Raw genomic sequence first — 25,930 nt, forward strand, 5'->3', positions numbered from 1 at the left:
CAAACGACTGAGGGCCGCGTCTGGCGTATCGCGAACTCAACACGCGTTGCTCGGCTGGGTTCAACGGATCACGTTTTGATCGGCCCGAAAGCGGATTTGCATCGATGAAACAGGACCGCCGGCCGTCAATCGCGTTGGCAGACGACCCCGCAACCCTTGGATGCAAACAGTCAGATCCGTCCATCGGGCGGCCGGACCGACCTGGTTCGCAGGTACCTGCGGCAGGCCTTTGAATCAACTGGAAATCAAAACTTATGAGGCATCATCCAACAATTTCGGCAATATAGAACTTATTAATGTCACACAATCAATGATTGTGTATCAATTAGTATGATGATGCCATGCCGGAAGCCTCACGCGTCGCCGCGGGTTCGCGCCTGCCAGCCTGGCGCACGCGACAGCGGCGTTATGCGAAGCGACGTCAGCCGGTTTCGGTCCTTCAGCAGGACGCCGAAGCGAAAGCCGTAGAAGGTGAAGGTCTGTCCGACATCGGGAATGGACCGCGCCTCATGAATGACAAGCCCCGCGATCGTGGTCGCCTGCTCATCCGGCAGGTTCCATTCCATCGCGCGGTTGAGATCGCGGATCGGAACGCTGCCTTCGACATGCACGGAGCCATCCGGCTGCGGCCATACACCTGGCAGATCCACGTCGCGCTCGTCGGTGATGTCGCCGACGATCTCCTCGATGATGTCCTCCAGCGTGACGAGGCCCATCACTTCCCCATACTCGTCCACCACGAGGGCCAGCGGGGTCTTCCGGCGGCGGAACGCCTTGAGCTGTTCCGTCAGTGACCGCACGTTCGGGACGAACCACGGCGGCCGCGCGAGCGAAACCACATCGATCTTCGCCAGATTGCCGCCAGCCTGCTGAATCGCGACCAGCAAGTCGCGGACATGCAAGGTTCCGACGAAATTGTCCGGGGTGCGGCTCCAGAGCGGAATGCGGGTCACCGGTGCATCGAGCACCGCTTTCAGAACACTTTCGGGACTCTCGTCGGCGCAAACCGTGATCATCTCGGTGCGATGGATCATCACGTCGGACACCTGCAATTCACGCAGATCCAGAACGCCGCCCATCATGTCACGGTCGTGCTTCTCCACCGCGCCATCGCGATGCAGAAGGTCGACGGCGCCGCGAAGCTCCTCACGCGCGGAGAGGATCGGCTGGCTCTCGCCAACGCGCATGCCGAATGCCGAGAGCAGCAGGCGGACCAGCCTCTCGATCCAGATCAGGATCGGACCGAACACCCTGACGACCCAACGAATTGGCCGGGCGACCAGCAGGGCAATGCGCTCGGGCGCGTTGATGGCGATGGTTTTCGGCAGCACCTCCGTAAAGACCACCACCACCGCCGTCATCACCACCGTTGCATAGACCACCCCGACATCGCCGAACCACGCGAGCATCACGCCGGTGGCGAGCGAGGACGCCGCGATGTTGACGACGTTGTTGCCGAGGAGAATGCCTCCGATCAGCCGCTCGCGCGCATCCGTCAGCCTGTTGACGATGCCGGCATTACGGCTGCCGCCCTTCTCCATGCGCAGCATGCGCGCGCGAGAGAACGCGGTCAGCGCCGTCTCGCTGCCCGAAAAGAAGAACGACAGCGCGAGGCAGAACAGAATGATGAGCAGTGACAGCCAGTCCGGAATATCCATCGGTCAGTCGAGCTGGCTGGTGAGAAAGTCCCGCACATCGGCCACATCGATATCGGGCGCGATGAAGCTTTCGCCGATACCGCGCGCCAAGATGAAGGTCAGCCGGCCCCGCTTGACCTTCTTGTCCTGCCCGATCAGTTCGAGCAGCCGGTCGGCGTCAGGCCGCTCGCCGGGCATCTCGGCAATCCGGGTCGGCAGTCCGACGGACGCCAGATGTCGCGCGACCCGCTCTGCAACCGCCGGCGCGCACAGGCCCCGGCGCGCCGAAAACGCGAAAGCCAGCGCCATCCCGATGGAAATGGCCTCGCCATGATAGAGCTTGTCGGAGAAGCCGGCCGCCGCCTCCAGCGCATGGCCGAAGGTGTGACCGAGATTGAGCAGCGCACGGTCGCCGGTCTCGCGCTCGTCGCGCGCAACGATCTGCGCCTTCATGCGGCAACTCACCGCGATCGCATGCTCGCGCGCGGCCGTGCCGGCAAAGACATCGCGCCAGTTGGTCTCCAGCCACGCAAAGAAATCGGCATCCGCGATCAATCCGTATTTGGCGACCTCGGCATAGCCTGCACGCATGATGCGAAGCGGCAAGGTGTCGAGCAGCGCGGTGTCCGCGACCACCAGGATCGGCTGATGGAAGGCGCCGACCAGGTTCTTGCCATGCCGCGAGTTGACGGCGGTCTTGCCGCCGACTGACGAATCCACCTGCGCCAGCAGCGTTGTCGGTACCTGCACATAGTCGACGCCGCGCCGCACGGCCGAGGCGGCGAAGCCGGCAAGATCGCCGATGACGCCGCCGCCGAGCGCCACCACCAGATCGCCGCGCTCGATGCGTGCCGCAATCACGTCCTCGCAGACACGCTCGAACATCGCGTAGCTTTTGGTTGCTTCGCCGGCGGGAACGACAACGCGGCTGGTCTCGATGCCGGCCTGCGCAAACGAGGCCTCTGCCGCGGCAAGGTGCTGCTTTGCGACAACCTCGTCGGTCACGATGGCAACGCGCGCACCCGGGCGCAACGCGGCCACACGTCCGCCGAGACCGGCCAGAAGACCGCGCCCGATGGCGATGTCATAGGCGCGCCCGGCCAGCGCGACATCGACCACGATCGAAGCGCTCGAGCGAATGGGGACGGTCATGGCTGGCTGCTCCGCGAAATCGAAAAATAATCGGCCAGCGCCGCGATCACTTCCTCGACGATCACTTCATGCGAGACGTCGCGCGACTCGATTGCCAATTCGGCGAGCGCATAAACCGGATAGCGCTCATCGATCAGCCGCTTCAGCGTGGCGTCAGGATCGGCAGTGTGCAGGAGCGGCCGGTCGGTACGGCGCCTGATCCGCCTCATCAGCACATCGAACCCAGCCCGAAGCCAGATCGAAACGCCCTTGTCTTTGATCAGCTTCCGGGTTTCGGCATTCATGTAGGCGCCGCCGCCGGTCGCAAGCACCTGCGGCCCGCCGTCGAGCAGGCGTGCGATCACCCGCGCCTCGCCGGACCGGAACTCGGGTTCGCCGCGGATCTCGAAAATTTCCGGGATGGTCATGCCGGCCGCAGCTTCAATCTCGGTGTCTGCATCGGCAAAGGGCAGGACAAGCCGCGCCGCGAGCTTGCGCCCGACGGAAGACTTGCCCGCACCCATCATGCCGACAAGCACCAGCGAACGGCTGCCGAGCGCGTCCACGATTCCCGCCTCGATCGGGCGGGCGGCAATATCGGCTAAAGTTTGCGTCATGCGACCTTACGGAGGTTCCTTGGCCCGCCACTATACCATGACCGGAAGATTGCAAGGCAGTGGCGGTCCCGGCCGGCCTTGTGTCCGGTCAAATCCTGGCCGTAACCTTGTCAGGACCGCGCGAACATGTTGGTACTCACGTCTCTCATTCATCGAGGCGCCGTCACTCGAGCCGCGATTGTCGATCCATGCCGAGCCTGTTCCGCTTCCTTGCCGCCGTTGCGATCGTCGTTGGAGCGATCTATGCGGGCATGCTCGCCCTCGCGGTGCTGGTGCAGCCGCAACCCCGCGAGATCAGCGTGACGATCCCGCAGGACCGGTTCAGCAAGCAGCGCTAGCGTGGCGGGCCCCGTCATGCCGAACAAGGCGGCCGGAGCGGATACCAGGCAGATCGGGATGTTCCTCGACATGCTGGCGGCCGAACGCGGCGCCCGCCCCAACACGCTCTCGGCCTACCGCTCAGACCTCGACGACTTTTCGGACTATGCGGCGTCGACGGGAAGCAGCGTCGCCGCCGCCACCAGCGACGATATCCGCGGCTATCTCGGCGAACTCGCGCGCCGCGGGTTGGCACCGACGTCCGTTGCGCGAAAGCTTTCGGCGGTACGGCAACTTTTCCGCTTTTTGTATGCCGAGCGGTACCGGTCCGATGATCCGGCCGCGATCCTGGAAGGACCCAAGCGGGGACGCTCGCTGCCGAAAACGCTGACGATTACCGAGACCGATCGCCTGATCGCGGCGGCGCGGGCCTATGCCGACAAGGCGGAACTCTCCGCGGCCGAACGGCAACGCGCGGTCCGCCTGCATTGCCTGCTGGAATTGCTTTACGCGACCGGGTTGCGGGTGTCGGAACTGGTTGGCCTGCCCGCCTCGGCCGCACGCCACGACCAGCGGATGCTGCTGGTCCGCGGCAAAGGCGGCAAGGAACGCATGGTGCCGCTCAACGACGCCGCACGTAACGCGGTATCAAGCTACCGAGCCCTGTTGGGCGACACCAAGCACCGCGATTCTCCCTGGTTGTTCCCATCCTTCGGGCAGGACGGGCACCTCACGCGACAGCATTTCGCGCGCGACCTGAAGGAGCTGGCCGCACAGGCTGGATTGCGGTCGCAGGCCGTCAGTCCTCACGTCCTGCGCCACGCCTTTGCCAGCCACCTGCTGCAGAATGGCGCCGATTTGCGAGTGGTGCAGACGCTGCTCGGCCATTCGGACATTTCGACCACGCAGATCTACACGCATATCCTGGAGGAACGGCTGAAGAGCCTGGTCCGCGATCTGCACCCCCTGAACGATGCCACGCCCCCGGAGCACGGTCGTTAACGCGTCCCGCAGCGCCGCTTGCTTGACTTGCGCGCAGCAAAGGGTCATGTGCGCCCGGCCCCGGGCGCCCCGCCCGCAAGCTCCCCCATAGCGATGCGATCTTATCTCGATTTTGAAAAACCGGTCGCCGAACTCGAAGCCAAGATCGAGGAATTGCGTGCCGTGCTGGCTGACGGCTCCGGCGAGGTGCAGGTCGATGAGGAAATCGCCCGGCTGGAGTCGAAGGCGGCCGCCACGCTCAAGGAACTCTACGAGGATCTGACCCCCTGGCAGAAGACGCAGGTGGCGCGCCATCCGCAGCGGCCGCACTGCCTCGACTTCATCAACGCCATGATCGAGGATTTCGTGCCGCTGGCGGGAGACCGCAAGTTCGGCGACGACGATGCGATCATCGGCGGCTTTGGCCGGTTCCGCGGCGAAAGCATCTGCATCCTCGGCCACGAGAAGGGATCGACCACCGAAGCGCGGCTGAAGCACAATTTCGGCATGGCGCGGCCGGAGGGCTATCGCAAAGCCGTGCGCCTGATGGACATGGCGGATCGTTTCAATATTCCGGTGCTGGCGCTGATCGACACCGCCGGCGCCTATCCTGGCATCGGGGCGGAAGAACGCGGCCAGGCCGAGGCCATCGCCCGCTCCACCGAAGCCTGCCTCAATCTCACCGTACCGAATGTTGCCGTGGTCCTTGGCGAGGGCGGGTCGGGAGGCGCGATTGCGATCGCGACCGCGAATCGCGTCCTGATGCTGGAACACGCGATCTACAGCGTGATCTCGCCGGAAGGGGCGGCGTCGATCCTGTGGCACGACACCACCAAGGCGCAGGAAGCCGCCACCAACATGAAGATCACCGCCCAGGACCTGATTCGGTTCGGCGTGGTGGATGAAATCATCACCGAGCCGGCCGGCGGCGCGCACCGCGACCCGCAGGCCGCAATGAACGCAGCGGCGGACGCGATCGCTGCAGCCTTCGCTGCCATGCGAGACCTGGACGGCCTCGCCATCCGCACGATGCGGCGCGACAAGTTCCTCGCGATCGGCCGCGGAAAATTCTAATTCGGGAGCCCGCACGGGTTACCATCGAGCGTTTTTTCCTTGTGATTTGAGGGGTTAACGTTAACGCTAATCGGCGTTGCCGCGATGTCGCCATAATCCCGCCGCGTTGAAAGTCTGTATTTCCAGTGATTTTACCGGTCGTTCATCGTGATATGCTCAACCGGACGGGGGCTGCTGGCCCTTGCACAGGCTGTGACGGGGGGATAGCAATCCTTCCCGGCGCTTGGGGACGTGATGGTGGGGGCTAAGGGTTTGAGAATGCGCCCTGTTTTGTTGCGGACGCTGATGATCTCGGCGGCCCTTCTGGGCGCTGTGGCGTTGCAGGGCTGCAAGTCCGACGGCAACCTGCCTTACGCCGCCGGCAAGGCAAACGCTCCCATTCCGCCGAAGCTGCTCGCGGAAATCTCCGACAAGAATATGGAAGTCAGCTCGCCGATCCTGGTGCGCGTGTTCAAGACCGAGTCCGAACTCGAAGTCTGGAAGAAGGATCGCTCCGGCCGCTATGCGCTGCTGAAGACCTATCCGATCTGCAAATGGTCGGGCGATCTCGGGCCAAAGGTCAAAGAGGGCGATCGGCAGGCGCCGGAAGGCTTCTACGACATCACCCCGGCGCAGATGAATCCGAACTCGCAATTCTATCTGGCCTTCAATCTCGGCTACCCGAACGCCTTTGACCGTGCCCATGATCGCACCGGCGCGCATCTCATGGTGCACGGCGATTGCTCCTCGCGCGGTTGCTACGCCATGAGCGACGAGCAGATTCTGGAAATTTTCGCACTGGGACGTGAGTCGTTCTTCGGCGGCCAGAAGTCGTTCCAGGTGCAGGCCTATCCGTTCCGCATGACGCCGGCCAACATGGCCAAGCACCGCAACAACCCGAACATCCCGTTCTGGCGGATGCTCAAGGAAGGCTACGATCATTTCGAAGTCACCAGACTCGAGCCGAAGGTCGATGTCTGCGAGCGGCGCTACGTGTTCAACGCGCAGGCGCCGGGCGGCCAGCCGGCCAATTTCAGTCCGCGCGGCAGATGCCCGGCCTACGAAGTCCCGCAGGAGATCGCGTCGGCGGTCTACGACAAGCAGCGCAACGACGAACTGCAATTCGCGCAACTCGCTTCGCGCGGCACTCCGGTTGCGCCGGTTCGCAGCGGCCGGGACGGCGGCATGCATCCGACCTTCGTCGCAAAGCTGCAGCCGCGCGAGGTCGTCGACGAGCGCGGCAACGTGAAGCTGGTCGTCGATCGCAACGCGACCGGAAGTGTCGCGTCCTACAGCGCTCCGACCTGGAACAACAACGAGTTTGCGAATTCGCCGCCGGCTGCAGAGCCTGTGCGTACGGCGAGCGTGCCGTTGCCTCGCGCGACGCCGCAAGCTGCCGCCGAACGGCCTGCAGCCGAGCCGAGCTTTGCGGACAAGCTCGGTAACTTCTTCCGCACCGGCTCCACCAAGCCTGAGCCCGCTCCGGCTCAAGTGGCCGTCGCAGAAGAGCCAAAGCCCGCACCGAAGCGCGAAAGCGTGAAACAGCGGGTCTCGAAGATGGTCGGCCTGCGCGGATCGACCGCACCCGCGGCACCGGCGCCGAGTCAGGCCGCCAGTCGCGATGACGCTGCAAAGGTGAAGACGGCACAGGCGCCTGAGCCCACCCCCGCGCCCGTTCCATCCGGCGCGATGATGAACGGCGCGCAGCCGGCGCCGTCCTCCAACAATTTCGACAGCCGCTGGAGCGCCTTCCGGTAATCCCCCGGCAGGCGCCAGCGGTCAGGCCACCGGATCAGGTGCCGGCACCGTTCGTCGCCGGCTTCACGCGGATCTTGGTCGCCATCGGCCCCGTATCGCCGACCTCCTCGACATAGCTCACCGCATCGCCGCGCCGGAGACGGTCGAAATCGCCGATCAACACGGCGTTGCGGTGGAAATAGAGCAGCCCGCCTTCCTTGGTCATCACGAAGCCATGGTCCTTTTCCGGGGCCATTTCCGCCACCTGGCCCAGAAATTCGTTGGCGGCTTCGTGCGTCGCCGCGGTCTTGGTGCGATCGGCGAGCTTGTCCTTGAACTCGGTGAGTTGCCGTTCGGCGATACGGAACGCCTCGTTGATCGCGTTATGCAAATCCGGCCGCTGGAATTTGCGCTGCAGGCGCTCCGGTTCGTGCGCGACGACTATGTCCTTGTGACCCGGCACTCCGATTTCGATACGCACCACCGGTGGAATCGTCTGATGTGCATTGCTCGCACGCTGATCGACGCGCACCCGGCAAGAGGTCAGCCGCTTGTAGATGTCTTCGAGGCGGGCGACATGGCTTCGAATTTCGCCTTCAGCCCAGTCTGAATGCTCGACATTGTGAAACGCAATTTCGAGAGGGACCTGCATTTTTTGTCACTCGCTGGATCAGCCTGATGAATGCCAACGCGTAGCCGCAAGGTTGGTTCGGCTGCGTTGACAGCGGACACTCCAAGCAGAAAGGCCGGGCGTGAGCCCGGCCTTGACAATTATCAGACTTTTGCGCGAACCGCGATCACATCACCCGAAGCGGCCGTGGCAATGCTTGTACTTCTTGCCGGACCCGCACGGGCAGACCTCGTTGCGCCCGACCTTGCCCCAGGTCGCCGGGTTCTGGGGATCGCGATCGATCGCGCGCTGCGTTCCGTTTCCACCCGCCATCGCCGGGGACAGCGTTGCGTCCGCATACGCCATCTCGTCTTCGCCGGTAAACGGATCGATCTTGTGCGCTTCCATATAGGGAAGCTGCTGCTGCTGATCTTCGGGCGGCGCCTGCATCACCTCGACGCGCATCAATTGCGCCGTCACGCCTTCGCGCATGTTCGCGATCAGCGCCTCGAACAGCTGGAAGGCCTCCGACTTGTATTCCTGCAGCGGATCGCGCTGGCCGTAGCCGCGCAAGCCTACAACCTGTCGCAGATGCTCGAGCATCACCAGATGCTCCCGCCACAGATGATCCAGCGTCTGCAGCAGGATCGACTTCTCGACATAGCCCATCACCTCGGGGCCATATTGCGCGACCTTCGCCGCCATGTGCTCGTCGGCGCGCTTGGTGATACGCTCGCGCACTTCCTCGTCGGCGATGCCCTCTTCCTTCGCCCAGTCCTGAACCGGCAGATCGAGATTGAGGATGTGCTTCACCGCATCCTGAAGGCCGGTCGTGTCCCATTGTTCGGGATAGGCATTCTCCGGAATATGTTTCGACACCATTTCGTCGATCAGCGCGTGGCGCATATCCGCCACGGTGTCGGAGACATTGTCATCCTTCATCAGGTCGATGCGCTGGTCGAAGATCACCTTGCGCTGGTCGTTGGCGACGTCGTCGTATTTCAGGATGTTCTTGCGCAGATCGAAATTGCGCGCCTCGACCTTCTGCTGCGCCTTTTCGAGCGCCTTGTTGATCCAGGGATGGATGATCGCCTCGCCCTCTTTCAGGCCGAGCTTGGTCAGCATGCCCTCGAGCTTGTCCGACCCGAAGATCCGCATCAGGTCGTCGTCCAGCGACAGGAAGAACTTCGAACGGCCGGGATCGCCCTGGCGGCCCGAACGGCCACGCAACTGGTTGTCGATACGGCGGCTTTCATGGCGTTCCGTGCCGAGCACGAACAACCCGCCGGCGGCCAGCGCCTTTTCCTTCAGACGCGCCACCTGATCGCGGATTTCCTTCTCCCGCCTCTCGCGGTCCTCGCCCTCGACCCCGCCAAGCTCCTGCTTGATGCGCATGTCGGCATTGCCGCCGAGCTGGATGTCGGTGCCGCGGCCGGCCATGTTGGTCGCGATCGTGATCGCTCCCGGAACGCCGGCCTGCGAGACGATATAGGCCTCCTGCTCGTGGTAACGCGCGTTCAGGATGGCGAACACCTTGGTCTCCTTGGCGCCCTCATCGCCGGTATAGAGCGCGGCGAAAGCGTTCGGGTCGGTGAAGTCGTGCGCCTGCCAGCCTTCCTTGCGCAGCATGTCCGCAAGGGTCTCCGACTTCTCGATCGAGGTCGTACCGACCAGAACCGGCTGGCCGCGCTGCTTGCAATCTTCCAGCAGCGCGATGATCGCGCGGTATTTCTCCGTGTTGGTGCGGTAGACCTCGTCGTCCTGATCGTCACGGACCATCGGACGGTTGGTCGGCACCTCAACCACCGTGAGATTGTAGATATCGAGAAACTCGTCCGCTTCGGTGAGCGCGGTGCCGGTCATGCCGCCGAGCTTGTCGTACATGCGGAAGTAATTCTGGAAGGTGATCGAGGCGAGCGTCTGGTTTTCAGGCTGGATCGGCTGGTGCTCCTTCGCCTCCAGTGCCTGATGCAGTCCTTCCGAATAGCGGCGCCCCGGCATCATGCGGCCGGTGAACTCGTCGATGATCACGACTTCGCCGTTGCGCACGATGTAGTCCTTGTCCCGCTGGAACAGCTTGTGCGCGCGCAGACCCTGGTTGACGTGATGCACGGTCGAGACGTTCTCGATGTCATAGAGCGAATCGCCCTTGAGCAATTCGTCGGCGCGCAGCCACTGCTCCATCTTTTCCATGCCCGCTTCGGTGAGATGCACCGTGCGCTGCTTCTCGTCGACCTCGTAGTCGGTCTTGTCGAGGCGCGGGATGTACTTGTCGATGGTGTTGTAGAAATCAGAGCGATCGTCAAGCGGACCGGAAATGATCAAAGGCGTGCGCGCCTCGTCGACCAGAATCGAGTCGACTTCGTCGACGATGGCGAAGACATGCCCGCGCTGCACCATGTCCTCGAGCCGGTACTTCATATTATCGCGCAGATAGTCGAAGCCGAGTTCGTTGTTGGTGGCGTAGGTGATGTCGCAATCGTAGGCCTTCTTGCGCTCCTCGTCATCGAGGCCGTGCACGATGATGCCCGTGGTCAGACCGAGAAAGCTGTAGATCTGGTCCATCCACTCGGCGTCGCGCTTGGCGAGATAGTCGTTGACGGTGACGACATGCACGCCCTTGCCGGCGAGCGCATTCAGATACACCGCAAGTGTCGCGACCAGCGTCTTGCCTTCGCCGGTCTTCATTTCGGCGATACCGCCTTCGTGGAGGATCATGCCGCCGATCAGCTGAACGTCGAAATGACGCTGGCCGAGGACGCGCTTGCCGGCCTCGCGGACGGTGGCGAAGGCCGGGACCAGGATGTCGTCGAGGGTCTTGCCCTCCGCCAGCTGTTTCTTGAAATCAGCGGTGCGCGCGCGCAATTCGTCGTCGGACAGCTTCTCGAGTTCGGGCTCGAGCGCGTTGATCTGCTGGACACGCGGCTGGTAGCCCTTGATCCGCCGGTCATTGGCGGAGCCGAACAGCTTGCGGGCGACTGCGCCAAGCATACGAAATCCTTTTCTTCAGATCGTCTTTGGTCGGACGACTGGAACCGCGGTTCGGCCCAAGCCGTTCCCACACGAAGTTTTGAAACCGCGGAGACCCCCGGCCAGCCGACCGCAAATCCACCCCGGAAACGGTCTCGGCCGCACCTCAATATAGCGGATCGTGCGCAAATTCGGGGAGTGCGGCCGGGATTATCTGGAGAAATAGGAGGGGGTCACACCCTTGTCAATCAGCGTCCCAGGGGCCGCGATTGCCGAAAATTAAAGGTCTTCGGGCATTGCCAAGCCCCATTGCCTGCGTAAGTGTCCGCCGCAATCGTCGGCGCCACGCCTCTTAAGGAACCCCTATGACCCGGACCCGCACCTCCCTGTTCTCGCTGCCCGCGCTTGCTGCCGCGGCCATGTTTGCCGTCGCCGGCCCCTCGGGCGCAGCGGCCCAGACCGATCCGGTGGTTGCCAAGGTCAATGGCACTGATATTCGCGAAAGCGACCTGGCAGCCGCGGAAGCCGATATCGGCTCCCAGCTTCCGCCGATGGCTCCCGACGCCAAGAAAGACTACCTCATCACCTATGTCGGCGACATGATCCTGGTGTCCAAGGCGGCTGAAGCCAAGAAGCTCGGCGACACCGACGAATTCAAGAAGAAGCTCGCGCTGGCCCGGACCAAGCTCCTGATGGAAGCGCTGCTGCAGGACGAAGCCAAGTCCGCCGTGACCGACGAGGCAATGAAGAAAGTCTATGCCGACGCCATCAAGGAGGTCGGCAACGAGCAGGAGGTCAGCGCCCGCCACATCCTCGTCGAGTCGGAAGACGACGCCAAGGCGATCTCCGCCGATCTCAAGAAGGGCGGCGACTTCGCGGCGATCGCCAAGGAAAAGTCCAAAGACCCCGGGTCGAAGGATAGCGGTGGCGATCTCGGCTTCTTCACCAAGGATCAGATGGTCCCGGAATTCGCCGAAGCCGCATTCAAGCTCGACAAGGGCCAGGTGTCGGACCCGGTGAAGTCCCAGTTCGGCTGGCACGTCATTCGCGTCGACGATAAGCGCACCAAGGAGCCGCCGACCTTCGAGCAGGTGAAAGACCAGATCGAGAATTTCGTGCAGCGCAAGGCGCAGGCCGATCTGATCCAGAAGCTTCGTGCCGACGCCAAGATCGAAAAGATCGGCGACAAGCCGGCGGCTCCGGCTCCAGCCGCGACGCCGGACACCAAGGCCCCGGCGAAGAAATAACCTCCGCTCCAGCAGTGATTTTGAAACGGGACGCGCAGGCGTCCCGTTTTATTTTGGCCGTGGTCCCGCTATGACGTGGGCCGCCCGCATTGTCGCCGGGCTGAGAGGCCCGCAATGTCCACCGCCGTCTCCCCGCTCGCCCCCACACATGTGCCGGACATGCCGCCCATCGAGGGCGTCAGGATCGCCACGGCGCAAGCCGGCATCCGCTACAAGAACCGCACCGACGTGCTGTTCGCATCCTTCGATGCGGGGACGACGGTCGCCGGCGTCTTCACCCGTTCGAAATGCCCGTCGGCGCCGGTGGAATGGTGCCGGGACCGGCTCAAGGGCGGGGCCGCCCGCGCGCTGGTGGTCAATTCCGGCAATGCCAACGCCTTTACCGGCAAGTCGGGCCGCACGGCCACACAGCTCACCGCAAAACTCGCCGCCCAGGCCGTCGGCTGCAAGGCCAGCGATGTCTTCCTCGCCTCTACCGGAGTGATCGGCGAACCGCTCGACGCCAGCAAGTTCGACGGCGTGATGCAGGCGCTGGTCACCGGCGCGGCGCCCGGCCGTTTCCTGGATGCGGCCAAGGCGATCATGACCACCGATACCTTTCCAAAGGTCGCGACCGCGCAGGCCCGCATTGGTAAGACCACGGTCACGATTAACGGCATCGCCAAGGGTGCCGGCATGATCGCACCGGACATGGCGACCATGCTGTCCTTCATCTTCACCGATGCGCCGATATCGGCGCCCGCCTTGCAGAAGCTGCTGAGCGAGGGCGTCGTTGAAACATTCAATGCCGTGACCATCGACGGCGACACCTCGACCTCCGATACCCTGCTCGCCTTTGCGACCGGCGCCGCGGCCGCGCGCGGCGCGCCGAAAATCGCGCGCGCCGCCGATCCGCGCCTCAAAGCGTTCCGCAAGGCGCTACAGGCCGTGCTGGCGGACCTGTCGGAACAGGTCGCGCGCGACGGCGAAGGCGCCCGCAAGCTGGTCGAGATCAAGGTCGAGGGCGCGACATCCGACAAATCGGCACGGCGCATCGCCATGTCGATCGCCAATTCACCGCTGGTGAAGACCGCCATTGCCGGCGAGGACGCCAATTGGGGCCGCGTGGTGATGGCGGTCGGCAAGGCCGGCGAGCCCGCCGACCGCGACAAACTCTCGATCTGGTTCAACGGCATCCGAGTCGCCACCAAGGGCGCGCGGGATCCGTCCTACGACGAAGCCCAGGTGTCCGAGTCCATGCGCAAGCCCGAGATCGCGCTGAAGGTCGCGCTGGGCCTGGGCAAGGGGCGCGACCGCGTGCTGACCTGCGATCTCACCAAGGAATATGTTGCCATCAACGGCGACTACCGGTCGTAGTTTCGACGTATCGTTTAAGCGGCCGTTAACGCCGGGCTTTTTAGAGTGATCGACGGTTGTGAGCGCCAGACTTCTTATTGTCGTTGCCTGTGCCCTCCTCGACGCCGATGGCCGCGTGCTGATTGCACAAAGGCCGGAAGGCAAGGCGATGGCGGGTCTCTGGGAATTTCCCGGCGGCAAGGTGGAGACCGGCGAAACACCGGAGCAAACGCTGATACGCGAATTGCAGGAGGAACTGGGAATTGTTGTCAGGGAAGCCTGTCTTGCGCCCCTGACCTTTGCGAGCCACGCCTATCCTGATTTTCACCTCCTGATGCCACTCTATGTCTGCCGGCGATGGGACGGTGACGTTACCGCAAACCACCATGCGGGGCTCGCCTGGGTCAGACCGAACAAGCTCAGGACTTATGCGATGCCGCCGGCCGACGAGCCGTTGATCGCACACCTGACCGCCCTGTTGTAATGCTTGAGACAGACGGGAAAGCGCATGGATACGGCAAAAGAGAATACCTGGACGATCCGCGGCTTCCTCCGCGACGAGCGCGGTGCGACCGCGATCGAATACGCCCTGATCGCGGCTGGCATTGCCGTCACGATCGTCACCGCCGTCAATTCGCTCGGAGATTCCGTCAAGGCAATGTACGAGACCATCAGCACGGCCATCGCCGGCTAGCCAGGTTTCTCTCCCGCCGGCAATTCGGTGGTCTTCAGTGCATCGGCAAGCCGCGCCTTCGCCGATCCCGGACGCAGCGGTTGCTGCTGGCTTTCATGCGGCGCCCATCCTGACAGCCAGACGATGTCGAAGCTCGCGCGCAGGCGTCCATCCGGATCGCTGAATCGCCTCGCATAGATGTCCGCCATGCGCAGCAAGGTTGCGCGCTTCAATGGCAGACGGCGGCGTTCGACGAGCGCATTGGTCCAGCCCATCCCACGCAGGTCGCGCATCAGATCGAACGCCGTCGCGTAACGCACGGTCACACGGTCGGCATCGACAACCGGCAGCGCGAAACCCGCGCGCTGCAGCAGCGCACCCAGATCGCGCAGGTCGGCAAACGGCGCGACACGCGGCGAAACGCCGCCCTCGACCTCCGCTTCCGCTTCGGCAAATGACTGGCGCAGTTCGGTCAGCGTCTCGCCGCCGAGCAAGGCCGCAAGGAACAGGCCGTCCGGCTTCAGCGCGCGGCGGATCTGCGTCAGCGCTCCGGGCAGGTCGTTGACGGCCTGAAGCGCGAGAGCGGAGACGATCAAGTCGAGCGAGGCATCGGCGAAGGGCAGCGCCTCTTCGTCGGCGGCCACCGATCGGAGTGTGTCACCGCTGCGAAGCGCGCGGACCAGCGGATCGACGGCGATGAGATCGGGCACGAGCCCCTGAGACCGCATCATGGCCCGCAACGCGTCGCCGGGCGTCCCGATATCGGCCGCACGCACAAACGAGCGTTTCACCACCAGAAGCCGCTCCGACAGTTCCTGGGCAACATGCCTGAGCAGAAAATCCACGGGGTCGCCGCGCATCGCTCGCAGCCGACGACGGCGCTGCAAGTCACGGTCGAAGATCCGGGGTGGGCCCACCACTTTCACGTGTCTCCTCGAGGCGCTACGATGGTTCGGGGTTGGGACCTCCGCGCATGCCCGGCATCGCTATAACCGAACGCATCTCCACGCGCCTGTCGCAAATTGCAGCCGCGCTGCGGTTGCCGGTCCGGCTGGCGCTCGATGTGGCGCTGCCGCCGTTGTGCCCGTCCTGTCGCGACCCGGTCGGCGATGGAGCCGGCCTTTGCGCATCGTGCTGGTCCAGGCTTTCGCCGATCGAACGTCCGTTCTGCGAGAGACTTGGCATCCCGTTCACCTATGACCCCGGCCCCGGCATTCTGTCGATGCAGGCGATTGCCAGTCCGCCGGCCTATACCCGCGCCCGCGCCGCGGTCCGCTATGACGACATTTCCCGGGCCATGGTCCACGCTCTGAAATATGGCGACCGGCTCGACCTCGCGCCGGTCATGTCCCGCTGGATGGACCGTGCCGGGGCCGACCTGCTGGCCGACGCCGAGGTCGTGGTGCCGGTTCCGCTGCACTGGCGCCGCATCTGGGCCCGCCGCTTCAATCAGTCGGCGGCGCTGGCGACGCTTCTGGCTGCTTCGCGGGACTTGCCGGTGAGCTACGCGGCCTTGCGCCGGGTCAAGGCCACCCCGCAGCAGGTCGGCCTGTCGAAGGCCGAACGGGCCGCCAACGTGCAGGGAGCATTCCGGGTCGAACCTTCCGGCAAGGCCGACATCGCCCGGCGGCATGTGGTCCTGGTCGACGACGTCCTGACCTCCGGCGCAACCGTGGATGCGTGTTCGCGCGCGCTGCTGCGGGCGGGCGCCCGCCAGGTGGATGTGCTGGTCTTCGCGCGGGTTGTCGACAGCGTGCGCACGCCCATATAGTAATTTCACCAAAGTGAATCCCATGCCTCCGGTCGAAATCTATACAACCGCATATTGTCCCTACTGCGCCTGGGCGAAGGACTTGCTGGTGAAGAAGCGCGTCACCTTCAAGGAGATCGACGTCGGCGGCAATTCCGCATTGCGGGCCGAGATGAGCGCGCGCGCCAACGGCCGCACGTCGGTGCCGCAGATTTTCATCGGCGCGACCCATGTCGGCGGCTGCGACGACCTCTATGCACTGGAGGATTCCGGTAAACTCGATCCGCTGCTGGCGCAGCCCGGTTCCGCAGCATGAATCGGTCTCCCGATCACGGTGGCGGCAAGTTTCTTGCCGGCCTGGTGCAGATGCGTTCCGGGCGAAAGCCGGAGAACAATCTCGATGCGGCGTCGGCGCTCATTCGCGAGGCCGCGGCGGCGGGCGCGCAATACGTGCAGACACCCGAGATGACCAACATCATGGAGCTGTCGCGCGAGAATCTGTTCGCCGCCATCGCGGAAGAGGAGAAGGACATTTGCCTCGCCGCCTTCCGCAAGCTTGCGCGCGATCTGAAAATCCATCTGCATATCGGTTCGCTCGCCATCAAGGTGTCGCCCGAAAAAGCGGCTAACCGCGCCTTCGTGATCGATCCGCGCGGCGAGATCGTCGCCCGCTATGACAAGATCCATATGTTCGATGTCGACCTTGCCGGCGGCGAGAGCTATCGGGAATCGAACAATTTCCGTCCGGGCGAAAGCGCCGTTGCGGTCGATCTGCCGTTCGCGCGGTTCGGACTGACCATCTGCTACGACCTGCGCTTTCCTGCACTCTATCGTGCGCTTGCCGAAGCGGGCGCGACGATGCTGGCGATGCCGGCGGCGTTCACGCGCCAGACCGGGGAAGCGCATTGGCATACGCTGATCCGTGCGCGCGCGATCGAGAACGGATCGTTCGTGCTGGCCGCGGCGCAGGGCGGCGAACACGAAAACGGACGGGCCACCTATGGCCATTCCCTTGTGGTCGACCCCTGGGGCCGCATCCTCGCGGAAGGCGGCACCGAGCCCGGCGTCATCATGGCGGAGATCGACCCCGCCGCGGTGGCGGCTGCGCGGGCCAAAGTACCCTCGCTGCAGCACGGCCGCCGCTTCGACATCATCGAGCCGATGGCGGAGCCGGCGCATCTTCATGTCGTTGGTGATCCGGCATGATCAAATACGCGCTCGTCTGCGAGCGGAAGCATAACTTCGAAATCTGGTTCAGCGACTCAGGGGACTACGACAAGCAGCGCAAGCGCGGGCTTGTCACTTGCCCGGTCTGCGATTCGAAGAAGGTCGAAAAGGCGATCATGGCGCCGGCGCTCGGCCGCGGTGCAAAGAAGCGCAGCGCCCGTATCGAGGCGCCGATGCCGGCAGCGGAAACACCTTCCGCTCCCCCGCCAGAACAGGTGGCGATGATCTCGCCGCAGGAGCAGGAATTCCGGGCGAAGCTGAAAGAGCTGCGCGACCACCTCACGGCGAATGCCGACAATGTCGGCAAGAAATTTCCGGAGGAAGCGCGCAAGATGCATTACGGCGAGGCCGAGCATCGTTCGATCTATGGCGAGGCATCGCCGGACGAAGCCAAGGAATTGCTCGACGAAGGCATCGAATTTCATCCGCTTCCGATATTGCCCGACGAGCGAAACTGATTTCGGCACAGGCGGGACACATTTCCGCTCTATGCAGGCCCGAATTGAGACGCGGAAAACGTTCGCTCAAGATTTCTTTCCGCCGGTAACAAAGTAGTAAGCCTGCCACATCGTGGTCGCATTCGACCGGCAAGCGCGCGCCTTCTCCAACAAAAGAGGGACTTTTTTGGATGCAGGCACGAGCCTACGCATTGGCGTTTGCAGTTTGTCTTTCCTTCGCAGGGGGCGCTCAAGCTGAATCCGGTATTGCATCGGTCTACGGGTCCGGCGACGGTTACGCTGGCCGAAAAACCGCAAGCGGGGAGCGAATGAATCCCGGCGCAATGACAGCCGCACACAAGTCGCTTCCGTTCGGAAGCCGCGTGCGCGTCACCAACAAGAAGAATGGACGCTCCGTCACGGTCCGAATCAACGACCGCGGACCGTTCGTGCGCGGGCGCGTTATCGACCTGTCTCCGGCTGCGGCGCGTGCGCTCGGCTTTGCAGGTCTTGCGCCGGTCTCACTGGCTCGCTGACATTCATCGCGAGCCCACCATTTCAGAAGCCCTCGTTCCGACGTGAACGGGGGCTTCCGCTTTTCAGTGCGCCCATATCAACAGCACCACGCCGATCACGATCAGCGCAATCCCGAGACCTTCTCTCGCCGTGGTCTTGTGCCCGAACACGAAGCTCGATATCGCCTGCGCGAACAGCACTTCGACCAGCGCCAGCGTGCGGACGCTTGCCGCCGTCGCCAGCGCGAAGGCGAGAAACCAGAATTGCGAGGCGGTCGCGCCCATGAAACCGGCGAACAGCGACGGCCGCCAAGCCTTCACGATCGCGCGCATGACCTCCGGGCTGCGCAGCATCAGATAGCCTGACAGCAGCACCGCCTGCATCAGCAGGCCAGCCGTCAGCGTGAAGGTCGCCGCCATCACGAAGTCGGATAGCCCGAGGCTGAGGATACCGCCGCGATAGCCGATCGCCGACAATGCGAACGCGGCGCCGGATGCAAGCCCGAGCAGCATCGGCCGCCAGCTGTCATTCGCGGCGCCGTCGGGCTTCAGCGACATCACGATAACTCCGGAGGTCGCGATCAGGATCGCGGCCACCATGCCAGGCGTGAGCCGGTCACCGAGAAAGATCAGCCCGAACAGCGCCACCTGCACCGGCTCGGTCTTGATATAGGCGATGGTGACGACGAACGAGCGTTCCCCCATCGCCATCAGCATCAGCGCGGTCGCCAAGATCTGCGCGCCCATGCCTAGCAGCACCCACGGCCAGAAGACCGGCGGCGGCGATGGCAGCCGCGCGCCGGTGACCAGCATCAGTCCGGCCAGAAACAGAACCGCGAATGGGAAGCCGAACAGAAACCGCACATGGGTGGCGCCCGCGGTGCCGAGCATCGCGGTCAGTTCGCGCTGCATCGCATTGCGGATCGTCTGTCCGGCGGCCGCCAGCAGCGTGAACACGATCCACAGCCAGCCGGTATCGGGCATCCGGATTCAGAACAGGTTTAATTGGGAGCGAACTGCATGATTTCCGTTCGTGCAGCAAAGCATCGGGACGATCACGCGGTCTCGAGCTGACGTGCCTTGCCGCTCGCGTCCCACTCCGTGACTGTGCCGTTCTCATTGTCGACGAGCGTCATGAGATCGAAATAACGGATGGTCGGATAACCGCCGGTGCGCTTCTTCACGCCTTCGCGCCACTCGTCACCATGGGCCCGCTCGGCGGCTTCGATCGACGGCCAGATATAGACGCCGGCTCCGGTGCCTTCGGCCTCGCCGACACCCCAGAGGAAATGCTTGCGCACCAGATCTTTGTTGGCGGCCCATTTCGCGGTGACACCGCGCACAGCTTCCAGTTCGCTGTCGCGATCATGGCCGGCGGGGAAATTGAAGGTCACGAGTTCGACGATCATGGGCTGCTCCTTAAGCGATGGCCTCGCATCATCGCACAGCTCCAGCCCGGAGGGATAATTTTTCTGCCCGCGTTGCGCCGCACCTAATGCAACGCGATCATGCACCGCGCGCAGCGGTCAGCATGTAGTTCACGTCCATGTCGGACGACAACTCCCAGCGGTCGCCCATCACGCGGTACACCACACCGCGCTCGTCCACCACATTGAGCCCGGCCGCCTTCATCGCGCCCTCCAGTTCGGCCGGGGTGACGAACTTGTCCCAGCGATGGGTGCCGCGCGGCAGCCAGCGCAGCACATATTCGGCGCCGACGATCGCGAGCGCGAAGCTTTTCATGGTGCGGTTGAGGGTGGCCGCGATCATCAGCCCGCTCGGGCGCACCATCTCGGCGCAGCGGCGCATGAACAGGCCGACATCGGCGACATGCTCGACCACCTCCATCGCCAGCACCACGTCGAATTTCTCGTTCTTGTCGGCGAGGTCCTCCGCCGTCACCGCACGGTAATCGATCACAAGGTCGGCCAGCGCCGCATGCTTGCGCGCCACCTCGATATTGGCCTCGGCCGGATCGGCCCCGACCACGCTGGCGCCCAGCCGCGCCAGCGGCTCCGACAGGATGCCGCCGCCGCAGCCGATATCGAGAATGCGCAAGTTCGACAGGCAGCCGATCTGCCGCGGGTTCCGCCCGAAATGGGTGGCGGCCTGGTCGCGGATATAGGCGAGCCGCACCGGATTGAACTTGTGCAGCATGGCCATCGGGCCGCGCTCGTCCCACCATTGCGCGGCGAGCTTCGAAAACTGCTCGACCTCGGCCCGGTCGATTGTGGTCTCACCCCGCTTCGGCATCGTTTCACCCGCATTCCCACCGGCCTGACGAAGCGGCGCGACGCACCGATCCAGACGCTGTCCTTCTAGCCTCCCGGTAGCGCCCCAGCCCATCACTTTTCGCTGACTCCTGCGCCTTGCAGCCGAGGCATGGCGTCGCTATGACTGCGCCGCGCCGGGCGTCCGCCCCAGCCGCCGCGCGCTAACTTTGTCAGGGGCGCCGATCCTTTCATGTCACGTCTCGTGCTGAAATTCGGCGGAACGTCGGTCGCCGATCTCGACCGCATCCGCAACGTCGCGCGCCATGTGCAGCGCGAGTACAAGGCCGGCCACGATGTGGCGGTGGTGGTCTCCGCCATGGCCGGCAAGACCAATGAACTGGTGGCCTGGTGCAAGGACGCCTCGCCGATGCATGACGCGCGCGAATACGACGCGATCGTGTCCTCGGGCGAGAATGTCACCGCCGGGCTCCTTGCCATCGTCCTGCAGAATATGGGCATCACCGCGCGCTCCTGGCAGGGCTGGCAATTGCCGATGTACACCTCGAACGCGCACGGCTCGGCCCGCATTTCCGAACTGAACGGCTCCGAGATCGTCAAGCGCTTCCGCGAGCGCAAGGAGGTCGCGGTGATCGCCGGCTTCCAGGGCATCCACAAGGAGACCGGCCGCATCACCACGCTCGGCCGCGGCGGCTCGGATACCTCGGCGGTAGCGATCGCGGCCGCGATCGAGGCCGACCGCTGCGACATCTATACCGACGTGGACGGCGTCTATACCACCGACCCGCGCGTGGTGCCGAAGGCGCGCCGTCTCGACAAGGTGGCGTTCGAGGAGATGCTGGAACTGGCCTCGCTCGGCGCCAAGGTTCTGCAGGTTCGCTCGGTCGAGCTCGGCATGGTGCACAAGGTGAAGATCTTCGTGCGCTCCAGTTTCGACAAGCCGGAAGACATCGATCCGCACGGCATGCCTCCGGGCACGCTGATCTGCGACGAGGAGGATATCGTGGAGCAACAGGTCGTCACGGGAATCGCGTTCTCGAAGGACGAAGCGCAGATTTCGATCCGCAATGTCGAGGACAAGCCCGGCATTGCCGCCGCGATCTTCGGGCCGCTTGCCGATTCCAGCGTCAATGTGGACATGATCGTCCAGAATGTCTCCGCCGACGGCAAGACGACCGACCTGACCTTCACCGTGCCGGCGAGCGATTATCAGCGCGCCATGGACGTGATCCAGAAATCGAAGGAGACGATCGGCTTCCAGCGCGTGGACGGCGCCACCGATGTGGCGAAGGTGTCGGTGATCGGCATCGGCATGCGCAGCCATGCCGGCGTTGCCGCGCGCGCATTCAAGGCGCTGTCCGAACGCAACATCAACATCCGCGCGATCACCACGTCCGAGATCAAGTTCTCGGTGCTGATCGATGCCGCCTATACCGAGCTTGCGGTGCGCACGCTGCATTCGCTCTACGGGCTGGACAAGGCCTGATGCCTGGGTTTGTGCGTCGGGCGGATTAGCGCAGCGTCATCCGCCATTGTTGCTGCAACCCGGCGGATTACGCCTTCGGCTCATCCGCCCTACGACACCAGCCAAAGCTCCGCCAGCCCTGTTTTTTGGCCGGCGCGGGCGCGCCCGTATTCGTCATCGCATTCCCTCCCTTGGACATCCCAAGGGCGCGCGGAACTCCGGGCTTCCAGGAAGCCCGCAGCCTCGTGTGGTGTTGAGAGAGTATCCACACGAGCATAGTCACCACGGACAGCCGGTCGCCCGGCGTTCCGCGCGCGGTGTTTGAAGGTCTGCTCCATCGTCCCCAGTGGACGTTCCTCCACCGAAACGCCGCGTGGCTAACGCGACGGGACGCGGCTTGAACCTTCCATTGCGAGCGCTACGTCTTGCGTCCCGCAACGGCCACCGCTTCCCGCCCCGCGTCTCATGACGCTGATCAGACGCCCCTTGGACGAGGCGGGATGAAATGACTATATTCCTAACGCAGCAAAATGTCAAGAGGCGCATCGGATCGCAATGGCGCCTTGCCGCGGGATGGGGGCAGTGACATCAATTGACGGTGCCGGTGGCGAATGGAACCGGCCGGCACGGCGCTGCTGCGCGCCTCGGCCCAACCCTGCGGACGCGCAATCCGGCTGGTCGTAGCGTGAATTTGGCGTGAATGGAGAAACCGATGTTACCCACAATCGCCATCATCGCGCAGGGCAGCATGGGCGCAGGCGTTGCGAAGCGGCTGACTGAAAACGGCGTACGCGTGCTTACCTCGCTTCACGGCCGCAGCGAAGCCAGCGCCAGGCGCGCGCAAGCCGCGGGCATGATCGATGCGAGCGATGCCGAAATCGCGGCGGCCGATGTCATTCTCTCGATCGTGCCGCCCGGCGATGCCGCGGCGCTGGCCCAGCGCCTCGCCCCCGCGCTCACCGCCACGACCACCAAGCCGCTTTATGCCGATTGCAATGCGGTCAATCCGGACACCGTGAAGCAGCTCGGCGCGGCCATTGCTCGCACCGGCGCCCCATTCGCCGATGCCGGCATCATCGGCGGACCGCCGCGCGCGGGCTACGGCGGACCGGTGTTCTATTATTCAGGCGCCGACGCTGAGCCGCTCGCACGGCTGAACGATGTCGGACTGGTGTTCCGGCGGGTCGAGGGCGGGATCGGCGCCGCCTCGGCGCTGAAGATGAGCTATGGCGGGATCACCAAAGGGCTCACCGCGGTCGGTTCGGCGATGCTGCTCGCCGCCGAACGGGCCGGCGTCGCCGAGGCGCTGCATGCCGAGCTCAGCGCCAGCCAACCGAATCTGCTGGCCTATTTCCAGCGCAGCGTGCCGGACATGTTCGGCAAGGCCTATCGCTGGGTGGCCGAGATGGAAGAGATCGCCCAGTACACCGGTGGCGGTCCCTCGCGCGAGATGTACGAGGCAATCGCCGACCTGTACGAACGGCTGGCCGCCGACAATCGCAGCGAGAAAACCGATATCGGCGCGCTGGCGAAGTTTTTCGACAATTCGACGAAAAAATAGTCGTCATTCCGGGGCAGTGCGAAGAAGCCCCCCACCCCCAACCCCTCCCCACCACTCGCTCCGCTCGCGGGGGGAGGGGAGAAGAGTTGCTTGCGGCTGGCGTATCGCACCCGCTATAGCCCGGCATAGCCGGTTTCGCCGGCCACCCCTGGAAGGAATTGCCCATGCGAGGCGCAATGGGCGGCCCGCGCGTGCTGCTGCGAAGGCTCCGCGAAGTGATGGCGGAGCCGGTCAGCGCGCAGGACCGGCTCGACCGGATCGTCGTGCTGATCGCCGCCAACATGGTTGCGGAGGTGTGCTCCGTCTACGTCTTGCGCGTGGACGGCACGCTGGAACTGTACGCGACCGAGGGCCTCAACAAGGAAGCGGTCCACCAGACCGTGATGCGGATCGACGAGGGCCTGGTCGGTCTGGTCGCCAGCCAGGCCAATCCGATCAACCTGTCGGACGCGCAGACCCATCCGGCCTTCTCCTACCGCCCGGAAACCGGCGAGGAAATCTACCATTCCTATCTCGGCGTGCCGATCCTGCGCGCCGGCAATACCCTCGGCGTGCTGGTGGTGCAGAACCGCGCCCACCGCAATTATTCCGAGGAAGAGGAAGAAGCGCTCCAGACCACCGCCATGGTGCTCGCCGAGATGATCGCGTCCGGCGAGTTGACCTCGCTCGCCAAGCCCGGCGCCGAACCGGCGGTGCATCCGCGACGGCATCTGTCCGGTACCGTGCTGGCCGAGGGCATCGCACTCGGGCATGCGGTGCTGCATGAGCCGCGCGTGGTGATCAAGAATTTTGTTGCCGACGACGTGCCGGGCGAATTGAAGCGGCTCGACGACGCGATCGGCGCGATGCGCTCCGACGTCGACGTGATGCTGGAGCGCGGCGAGATCGCCGATGGCGGCGAGCACAAGGATATTCTCGAAACCTACCGCATGTTCGCCCATGACCGCGGCTGGCTGTCGCGCATGCGCGAGGCGATCCGCACCGGCCTGACCGCGGAAGCCGGCGTCGAGCGCGTGCAGTCCGACACCCGCGCGCGGATGCTGCGCGCCACCGACCCGTATCTGCGCGAGCGGCTTCACGATCTCGACGATCTCGCCAACCGGCTGATGCGCCAGCTGATGGGCGTGCAGCATGCACCGCACCGCGACCAGCTGCCCGACAATGCCATCGTGGTCGCGCGCATGATGGGACCCGCGGCGCTGCTCGACTACGACCGCAAGCGGCTGCGCGGCGTGATCCTGGAGGAAGGCGGCCCGACCTCGCATATCGCGATCGTTGCGCGCGCGCTCGGCATTCCCGCCGTCGGCGAGGTCGAGAATGCGGCGGGCCTGGTCGAGCCCGGCGACCCGATGATCGTCGACGGCATTTCCGGCGACGTTTATCTGCGGCCGCCGCCCGATATCGAAGCCGCCTATGTCGAGCGGGTGAAGCTGCGCGCGCGCAAGCAGGCGCAATACCAGACGCTGCGCGGCAAGCCCTGCATCACCCGGGACGGGCACGAAATCGCGCTGCATCTCAATGCCGGGCTTCTGGTCGATCTCCCCCATATCGAGGAGACCGGAGCCGCCGGCATCGGCCTGTTTCGCACCGAGCTGCAATTCATGGTCGCGCCGACATTTCCGCGAATCGGCGAACAACTCGCGCTGTACCGCTCGGTGCTGGAAACCGCCGGCGAGAAGCCGGTGACCTTCCGCACGCTCGATATCGGCGGCGACAAGGTGCTGCCCTATATGAGCGCCTTCGAGGAAGAGAACCCGGCCATGGGCTGGCGCGCGATCCGGCTCGGTCTCGACCGGCCCGGCCTGATGCGCAGCCAGATCCGCGCGCTGCTGCGCGCCGCCTCCGGCAAGGCACTGAAGATCATGTTTCCGATGGTGGCGGTGGTCGACGAGTTCACGCAGGGCAAGGCCATGGTCGAGCACGAACTCACCTATCTGCGCCGGCACGGCCATACGCTGCCCGAGCGGGTGGAGATCGGCGTCATGGTCGAGGTGCCGTCGCTGCTGTTCCAGCTCGACGATTTGTTGCCGCAGGTCGATTTCCTGTCGGTCGGCTCGAACGATCTGTGCCAGTTCCTGTTCGCGGCCGATCGCGGCAATTCGCGGGTGGCGGAACGCTACGATCCGATTTCGGTGCCGGTGGTCCGCGCGCTGCGCCTGATCGCGCGCAAGGGCCGCGAACACAAGAAGCCGGTCACCCTGTGCGGCGAACTCGCCTCCAAGCCAATCGGTGCGCTGGCGCTGGTCGCCATCGGCTACCGCGCGCTGTCGCTGACCCCGTCCGCCGTCGGTCCGGTCAAGTCCATGCTGCTCGAACTCGACGCGGAAAAGGCGCTGGCGGCGATCGGGCCATTGCTCGATCACTCGGAAACCGGCATGACGCTGCGCCAGCGGATCGAGCAATTCGCCGCCTCCGAGAATCTGCAGCTTTAATCA

At 64.3% G+C, this 25,930-nt stretch carries 25 protein-coding genes; 16 read left to right on the forward strand and 9 right to left on the reverse strand.

Annotation, left to right across the window (positions count from 1 at the left end):
- Nucleotides 1-353: 353 nt before the first annotated feature.
- From AC5I5I_RS01730 to AC5I5I_RS01740, 3 genes are read right to left on the reverse strand one after another with little or no spacing between them, the layout of a single operon-like run.
- On the reverse strand, nucleotides 354-1,658 hold the full coding sequence (locus AC5I5I_RS01730; RefSeq protein WP_495969392.1) for an HlyC/CorC family transporter: 1,305 nt from the start codon (nucleotides 1,656-1,658) through the stop codon (nucleotides 354-356).
- A 3-nt stretch (nucleotides 1,659-1,661) separates the two neighbouring features.
- Nucleotides 1,662-2,789 carry a 3-dehydroquinate synthase gene (gene aroB, locus AC5I5I_RS01735; protein ID WP_495969393.1) on the reverse strand — a complete coding sequence of 376 codons (1,128 nt, stop codon included), beginning with the start codon at nucleotides 2,787-2,789 and terminating at the stop codon, nucleotides 1,662-1,664.
- The gene (locus AC5I5I_RS01740; protein WP_495969394.1) at nucleotides 2,786-3,385 is read right to left on the reverse strand and encodes a shikimate kinase; all 600 of its coding nucleotides are present in this window, start codon (nucleotides 3,383-3,385) and stop codon (nucleotides 2,786-2,788) included. Before AC5I5I_RS01740 ends, aroB begins: the two co-directional genes overlap by 4 nt.
- A gap of 188 nt (nucleotides 3,386-3,573) precedes the next feature.
- Here AC5I5I_RS01740 and AC5I5I_RS01745 point away from each other — a divergent pair, with 188 nt between their 5' ends.
- The 4 genes from AC5I5I_RS01745 (at nucleotide 3,574) to AC5I5I_RS01760 (ending at nucleotide 7,495) form a co-directional block, all read left to right on the forward strand.
- Nucleotides 3,574-3,723: a histidine kinase gene (locus tag AC5I5I_RS01745; protein WP_495969395.1), complete on the forward strand. Its 150-nt coding sequence runs from the start codon at nucleotides 3,574-3,576 to the stop codon at nucleotides 3,721-3,723.
- Nucleotides 3,724-3,739: 16 nt separating this feature from the next.
- On the forward strand, nucleotides 3,740-4,705 hold the full coding sequence (locus AC5I5I_RS01750) for a site-specific tyrosine recombinase XerD (protein WP_495969396.1): 966 nt from the start codon (nucleotides 3,740-3,742) through the stop codon (nucleotides 4,703-4,705).
- 93 nt (nucleotides 4,706-4,798) lie between these two features.
- Nucleotides 4,799-5,758, forward strand: a complete 960-nt coding sequence (locus AC5I5I_RS01755) for an acetyl-CoA carboxylase carboxyltransferase subunit alpha (protein ID WP_495969397.1) — start codon at nucleotides 4,799-4,801, stop codon at nucleotides 5,756-5,758.
- Between the two features lie 258 nt (nucleotides 5,759-6,016).
- Nucleotides 6,017-7,495 carry a L,D-transpeptidase family protein gene (locus tag AC5I5I_RS01760; RefSeq protein WP_495969398.1) on the forward strand — a complete coding sequence of 493 codons (1,479 nt, stop codon included), beginning with the start codon at nucleotides 6,017-6,019 and terminating at the stop codon, nucleotides 7,493-7,495.
- Between the two features lie 34 nt (nucleotides 7,496-7,529).
- On the opposite strand, the gene AC5I5I_RS01765 is transcribed toward AC5I5I_RS01760, so the two are convergent.
- A complete protein-coding gene (locus AC5I5I_RS01765) occupies nucleotides 7,530-8,126 on the reverse strand; it encodes an HPF/RaiA family ribosome-associated protein (RefSeq protein ID WP_495969399.1) in 597 nt (198 codons plus the stop codon).
- Nucleotides 8,127-8,276: 150 nt separating this feature from the next.
- Entirely contained in the window at nucleotides 8,277-11,075 is a 2,799-nt protein-coding gene (secA, locus tag AC5I5I_RS01770) for a preprotein translocase subunit SecA (RefSeq protein WP_495969400.1), read from the reverse strand.
- A 344-nt stretch (nucleotides 11,076-11,419) separates the two neighbouring features.
- On the opposite strand from secA, the gene AC5I5I_RS01775 reads away from it, so the two are divergent.
- The 4 genes from AC5I5I_RS01775 to AC5I5I_RS01790 all read left to right on the forward strand — a co-directional run bounded on the left by AC5I5I_RS01775 (nucleotide 11,420) and on the right by AC5I5I_RS01790 (nucleotide 14,330).
- Nucleotides 11,420-12,301, forward strand: a complete 882-nt coding sequence (locus AC5I5I_RS01775; protein ID WP_495969401.1) for a peptidylprolyl isomerase — start codon at nucleotides 11,420-11,422, stop codon at nucleotides 12,299-12,301.
- A gap of 114 nt (nucleotides 12,302-12,415) precedes the next feature.
- Nucleotides 12,416-13,657, forward strand: coding sequence for a bifunctional glutamate N-acetyltransferase/amino-acid acetyltransferase ArgJ (gene argJ, locus AC5I5I_RS01780; protein ID WP_495969402.1), 1,242 nt, complete (start codon nucleotides 12,416-12,418; stop codon nucleotides 13,655-13,657).
- Between the two features lie 58 nt (nucleotides 13,658-13,715).
- Nucleotides 13,716-14,120 (forward strand): 8-oxo-dGTP diphosphatase MutT, encoded by a 405-nt coding sequence (gene mutT / locus AC5I5I_RS01785; RefSeq protein WP_495969403.1) that lies wholly within the window; start codon nucleotides 13,716-13,718, stop codon nucleotides 14,118-14,120.
- Between the two features lie 24 nt (nucleotides 14,121-14,144).
- Nucleotides 14,145-14,330, forward strand: coding sequence for a Flp family type IVb pilin (locus AC5I5I_RS01790; protein ID WP_495969404.1), 186 nt, complete (start codon nucleotides 14,145-14,147; stop codon nucleotides 14,328-14,330).
- Here AC5I5I_RS01790 and AC5I5I_RS01795 read toward each other — a convergent pair.
- Nucleotides 14,327-15,169: a methyltransferase domain-containing protein gene (locus AC5I5I_RS01795; protein WP_495969405.1), complete on the reverse strand. Its 843-nt coding sequence runs from the start codon at nucleotides 15,167-15,169 to the stop codon at nucleotides 14,327-14,329. The two genes, AC5I5I_RS01790 and AC5I5I_RS01795, sit on opposite strands and share 4 nt — an antisense overlap.
- Before the next feature lie 113 nt (nucleotides 15,170-15,282).
- Between AC5I5I_RS01795 and AC5I5I_RS01800 the strand changes: the two genes are divergently transcribed.
- The 5 genes from AC5I5I_RS01800 (at nucleotide 15,283) to AC5I5I_RS01820 (ending at nucleotide 18,259) form a co-directional block, all read left to right on the forward strand.
- Nucleotides 15,283-16,080, forward strand: coding sequence for a ComF family protein (locus tag AC5I5I_RS01800; protein WP_495969406.1), 798 nt, complete (start codon nucleotides 15,283-15,285; stop codon nucleotides 16,078-16,080).
- Between the two features lie 22 nt (nucleotides 16,081-16,102).
- Nucleotides 16,103-16,375, forward strand: coding sequence for a glutaredoxin 3 (gene grxC / locus AC5I5I_RS01805; RefSeq protein WP_495969407.1), 273 nt, complete (start codon nucleotides 16,103-16,105; stop codon nucleotides 16,373-16,375).
- Nucleotides 16,372-17,265: a carbon-nitrogen hydrolase family protein gene (locus AC5I5I_RS01810; protein ID WP_495969408.1), complete on the forward strand. Its 894-nt coding sequence runs from the start codon at nucleotides 16,372-16,374 to the stop codon at nucleotides 17,263-17,265. Before grxC ends, AC5I5I_RS01810 begins: the two co-directional genes overlap by 4 nt.
- Nucleotides 17,262-17,744 carry a DUF1178 family protein gene (locus AC5I5I_RS01815; RefSeq protein WP_495969409.1) on the forward strand — a complete coding sequence of 161 codons (483 nt, stop codon included), beginning with the start codon at nucleotides 17,262-17,264 and terminating at the stop codon, nucleotides 17,742-17,744. The genes AC5I5I_RS01810 and AC5I5I_RS01815 overlap by 4 nt, the downstream gene beginning before the upstream one ends.
- A 170-nt stretch (nucleotides 17,745-17,914) precedes the next feature.
- A complete protein-coding gene (locus AC5I5I_RS01820; RefSeq protein WP_495969410.1) occupies nucleotides 17,915-18,259 on the forward strand; it encodes a septal ring lytic transglycosylase RlpA family protein in 345 nt (114 codons plus the stop codon).
- Nucleotides 18,260-18,322: 63 nt separating this feature from the next.
- Here the strand turns inward: AC5I5I_RS01820 and AC5I5I_RS01825 are convergent, their stop codons facing one another.
- The 3 genes from AC5I5I_RS01825 to ubiG form a co-directional block, all read right to left on the reverse strand.
- A complete protein-coding gene (locus AC5I5I_RS01825; protein ID WP_495969411.1) occupies nucleotides 18,323-19,222 on the reverse strand; it encodes a DMT family transporter in 900 nt (299 codons plus the stop codon).
- Between the two features lie 71 nt (nucleotides 19,223-19,293).
- Entirely contained in the window at nucleotides 19,294-19,647 is a 354-nt protein-coding gene (locus AC5I5I_RS01830; protein WP_495969412.1) for a hypothetical protein, read from the reverse strand.
- Nucleotides 19,648-19,744: 97 nt separating this feature from the next.
- Nucleotides 19,745-20,491, reverse strand: a complete 747-nt coding sequence (gene ubiG / locus AC5I5I_RS01835) for a bifunctional 2-polyprenyl-6-hydroxyphenol methylase/3-demethylubiquinol 3-O-methyltransferase UbiG (RefSeq protein ID WP_495969413.1) — start codon at nucleotides 20,489-20,491, stop codon at nucleotides 19,745-19,747.
- Between the two features lie 210 nt (nucleotides 20,492-20,701).
- On the opposite strand from ubiG, the gene AC5I5I_RS01840 reads away from it, so the two are divergent.
- The 3 genes from AC5I5I_RS01840 (at nucleotide 20,702) to ptsP (ending at nucleotide 25,927) form a co-directional block, all read left to right on the forward strand.
- Complete coding sequence (locus AC5I5I_RS01840; RefSeq protein WP_495969414.1) at nucleotides 20,702-21,955, forward strand: aspartate kinase; 1,254 nt, start codon at nucleotides 20,702-20,704, stop codon at nucleotides 21,953-21,955.
- A 691-nt stretch (nucleotides 21,956-22,646) separates the two neighbouring features.
- Nucleotides 22,647-23,495 (forward strand): NAD(P)-dependent oxidoreductase, encoded by an 849-nt coding sequence (locus AC5I5I_RS01845; RefSeq protein WP_495969415.1) that lies wholly within the window; start codon nucleotides 22,647-22,649, stop codon nucleotides 23,493-23,495.
- A 164-nt stretch (nucleotides 23,496-23,659) separates the two neighbouring features.
- The gene (gene ptsP / locus AC5I5I_RS01850) at nucleotides 23,660-25,927 is read left to right on the forward strand and encodes a phosphoenolpyruvate--protein phosphotransferase (RefSeq protein ID WP_495969416.1); all 2,268 of its coding nucleotides are present in this window, start codon (nucleotides 23,660-23,662) and stop codon (nucleotides 25,925-25,927) included.
- Nucleotides 25,928-25,930 lie beyond the last annotated feature (3 nt).

This window comes from Pseudorhodoplanes sp. (assembly GCF_059499825.1).

Excerpts from the sequence above, each read along its gene's own strand:
- AC5I5I_RS01730 (WP_495969392.1), bottom strand. The coding sequence starts at position 1,658 with ATGGATATTCCGGACTGGCTGTCACTGCTCATCATTCTGTTCTGCCTC.
- aroB (WP_495969393.1), bottom strand. The coding sequence starts at position 2,789 with ATGACCGTCCCCATTCGCTCGAGCGCTTCGATCGTGGTCGATGTCGCG.
- AC5I5I_RS01740 (WP_495969394.1), bottom strand. The coding sequence starts at position 3,385 with ATGACGCAAACTTTAGCCGATATTGCCGCCCGCCCGATCGAGGCGGGA.
- AC5I5I_RS01745 (WP_495969395.1), top strand. The coding sequence starts at position 3,574 with ATGCCGAGCCTGTTCCGCTTCCTTGCCGCCGTTGCGATCGTCGTTGGA.
- AC5I5I_RS01750 (WP_495969396.1), top strand. The coding sequence starts at position 3,740 with ATGCCGAACAAGGCGGCCGGAGCGGATACCAGGCAGATCGGGATGTTC.
- AC5I5I_RS01755 (WP_495969397.1), top strand. The coding sequence starts at position 4,799 with ATGCGATCTTATCTCGATTTTGAAAAACCGGTCGCCGAACTCGAAGCC.
- AC5I5I_RS01760 (WP_495969398.1), top strand. The coding sequence starts at position 6,017 with ATGCGCCCTGTTTTGTTGCGGACGCTGATGATCTCGGCGGCCCTTCTG.
- AC5I5I_RS01765 (WP_495969399.1), bottom strand. The coding sequence starts at position 8,126 with ATGCAGGTCCCTCTCGAAATTGCGTTTCACAATGTCGAGCATTCAGAC.
- secA (WP_495969400.1), bottom strand. The coding sequence starts at position 11,075 with ATGCTTGGCGCAGTCGCCCGCAAGCTGTTCGGCTCCGCCAATGACCGG.
- AC5I5I_RS01775 (WP_495969401.1), top strand. The coding sequence starts at position 11,420 with ATGACCCGGACCCGCACCTCCCTGTTCTCGCTGCCCGCGCTTGCTGCC.
- argJ (WP_495969402.1), top strand. The coding sequence starts at position 12,416 with ATGTCCACCGCCGTCTCCCCGCTCGCCCCCACACATGTGCCGGACATG.
- AC5I5I_RS01790 (WP_495969404.1), top strand. The coding sequence starts at position 14,145 with ATGGATACGGCAAAAGAGAATACCTGGACGATCCGCGGCTTCCTCCGC.
- AC5I5I_RS01795 (WP_495969405.1), bottom strand. The coding sequence starts at position 15,169 with ATGCGCGGCGACCCCGTGGATTTTCTGCTCAGGCATGTTGCCCAGGAA.
- AC5I5I_RS01800 (WP_495969406.1), top strand. The coding sequence starts at position 15,283 with ATGCCCGGCATCGCTATAACCGAACGCATCTCCACGCGCCTGTCGCAA.
- grxC (WP_495969407.1), top strand. The coding sequence starts at position 16,103 with ATGCCTCCGGTCGAAATCTATACAACCGCATATTGTCCCTACTGCGCC.
- AC5I5I_RS01810 (WP_495969408.1), top strand. The coding sequence starts at position 16,372 with ATGAATCGGTCTCCCGATCACGGTGGCGGCAAGTTTCTTGCCGGCCTG.
- AC5I5I_RS01815 (WP_495969409.1), top strand. The coding sequence starts at position 17,262 with ATGATCAAATACGCGCTCGTCTGCGAGCGGAAGCATAACTTCGAAATC.
- AC5I5I_RS01820 (WP_495969410.1), top strand. The coding sequence starts at position 17,915 with ATGCAGGCACGAGCCTACGCATTGGCGTTTGCAGTTTGTCTTTCCTTC.
- AC5I5I_RS01825 (WP_495969411.1), bottom strand. The coding sequence starts at position 19,222 with ATGCCCGATACCGGCTGGCTGTGGATCGTGTTCACGCTGCTGGCGGCC.
- AC5I5I_RS01830 (WP_495969412.1), bottom strand. The coding sequence starts at position 19,647 with ATGATCGTCGAACTCGTGACCTTCAATTTCCCCGCCGGCCATGATCGC.
- ubiG (WP_495969413.1), bottom strand. The coding sequence starts at position 20,491 with ATGCCGAAGCGGGGTGAGACCACAATCGACCGGGCCGAGGTCGAGCAG.
- AC5I5I_RS01840 (WP_495969414.1), top strand. The coding sequence starts at position 20,702 with ATGTCACGTCTCGTGCTGAAATTCGGCGGAACGTCGGTCGCCGATCTC.
- AC5I5I_RS01845 (WP_495969415.1), top strand. The coding sequence starts at position 22,647 with ATGTTACCCACAATCGCCATCATCGCGCAGGGCAGCATGGGCGCAGGC.
- ptsP (WP_495969416.1), top strand. The coding sequence starts at position 23,660 with ATGCGAGGCGCAATGGGCGGCCCGCGCGTGCTGCTGCGAAGGCTCCGC.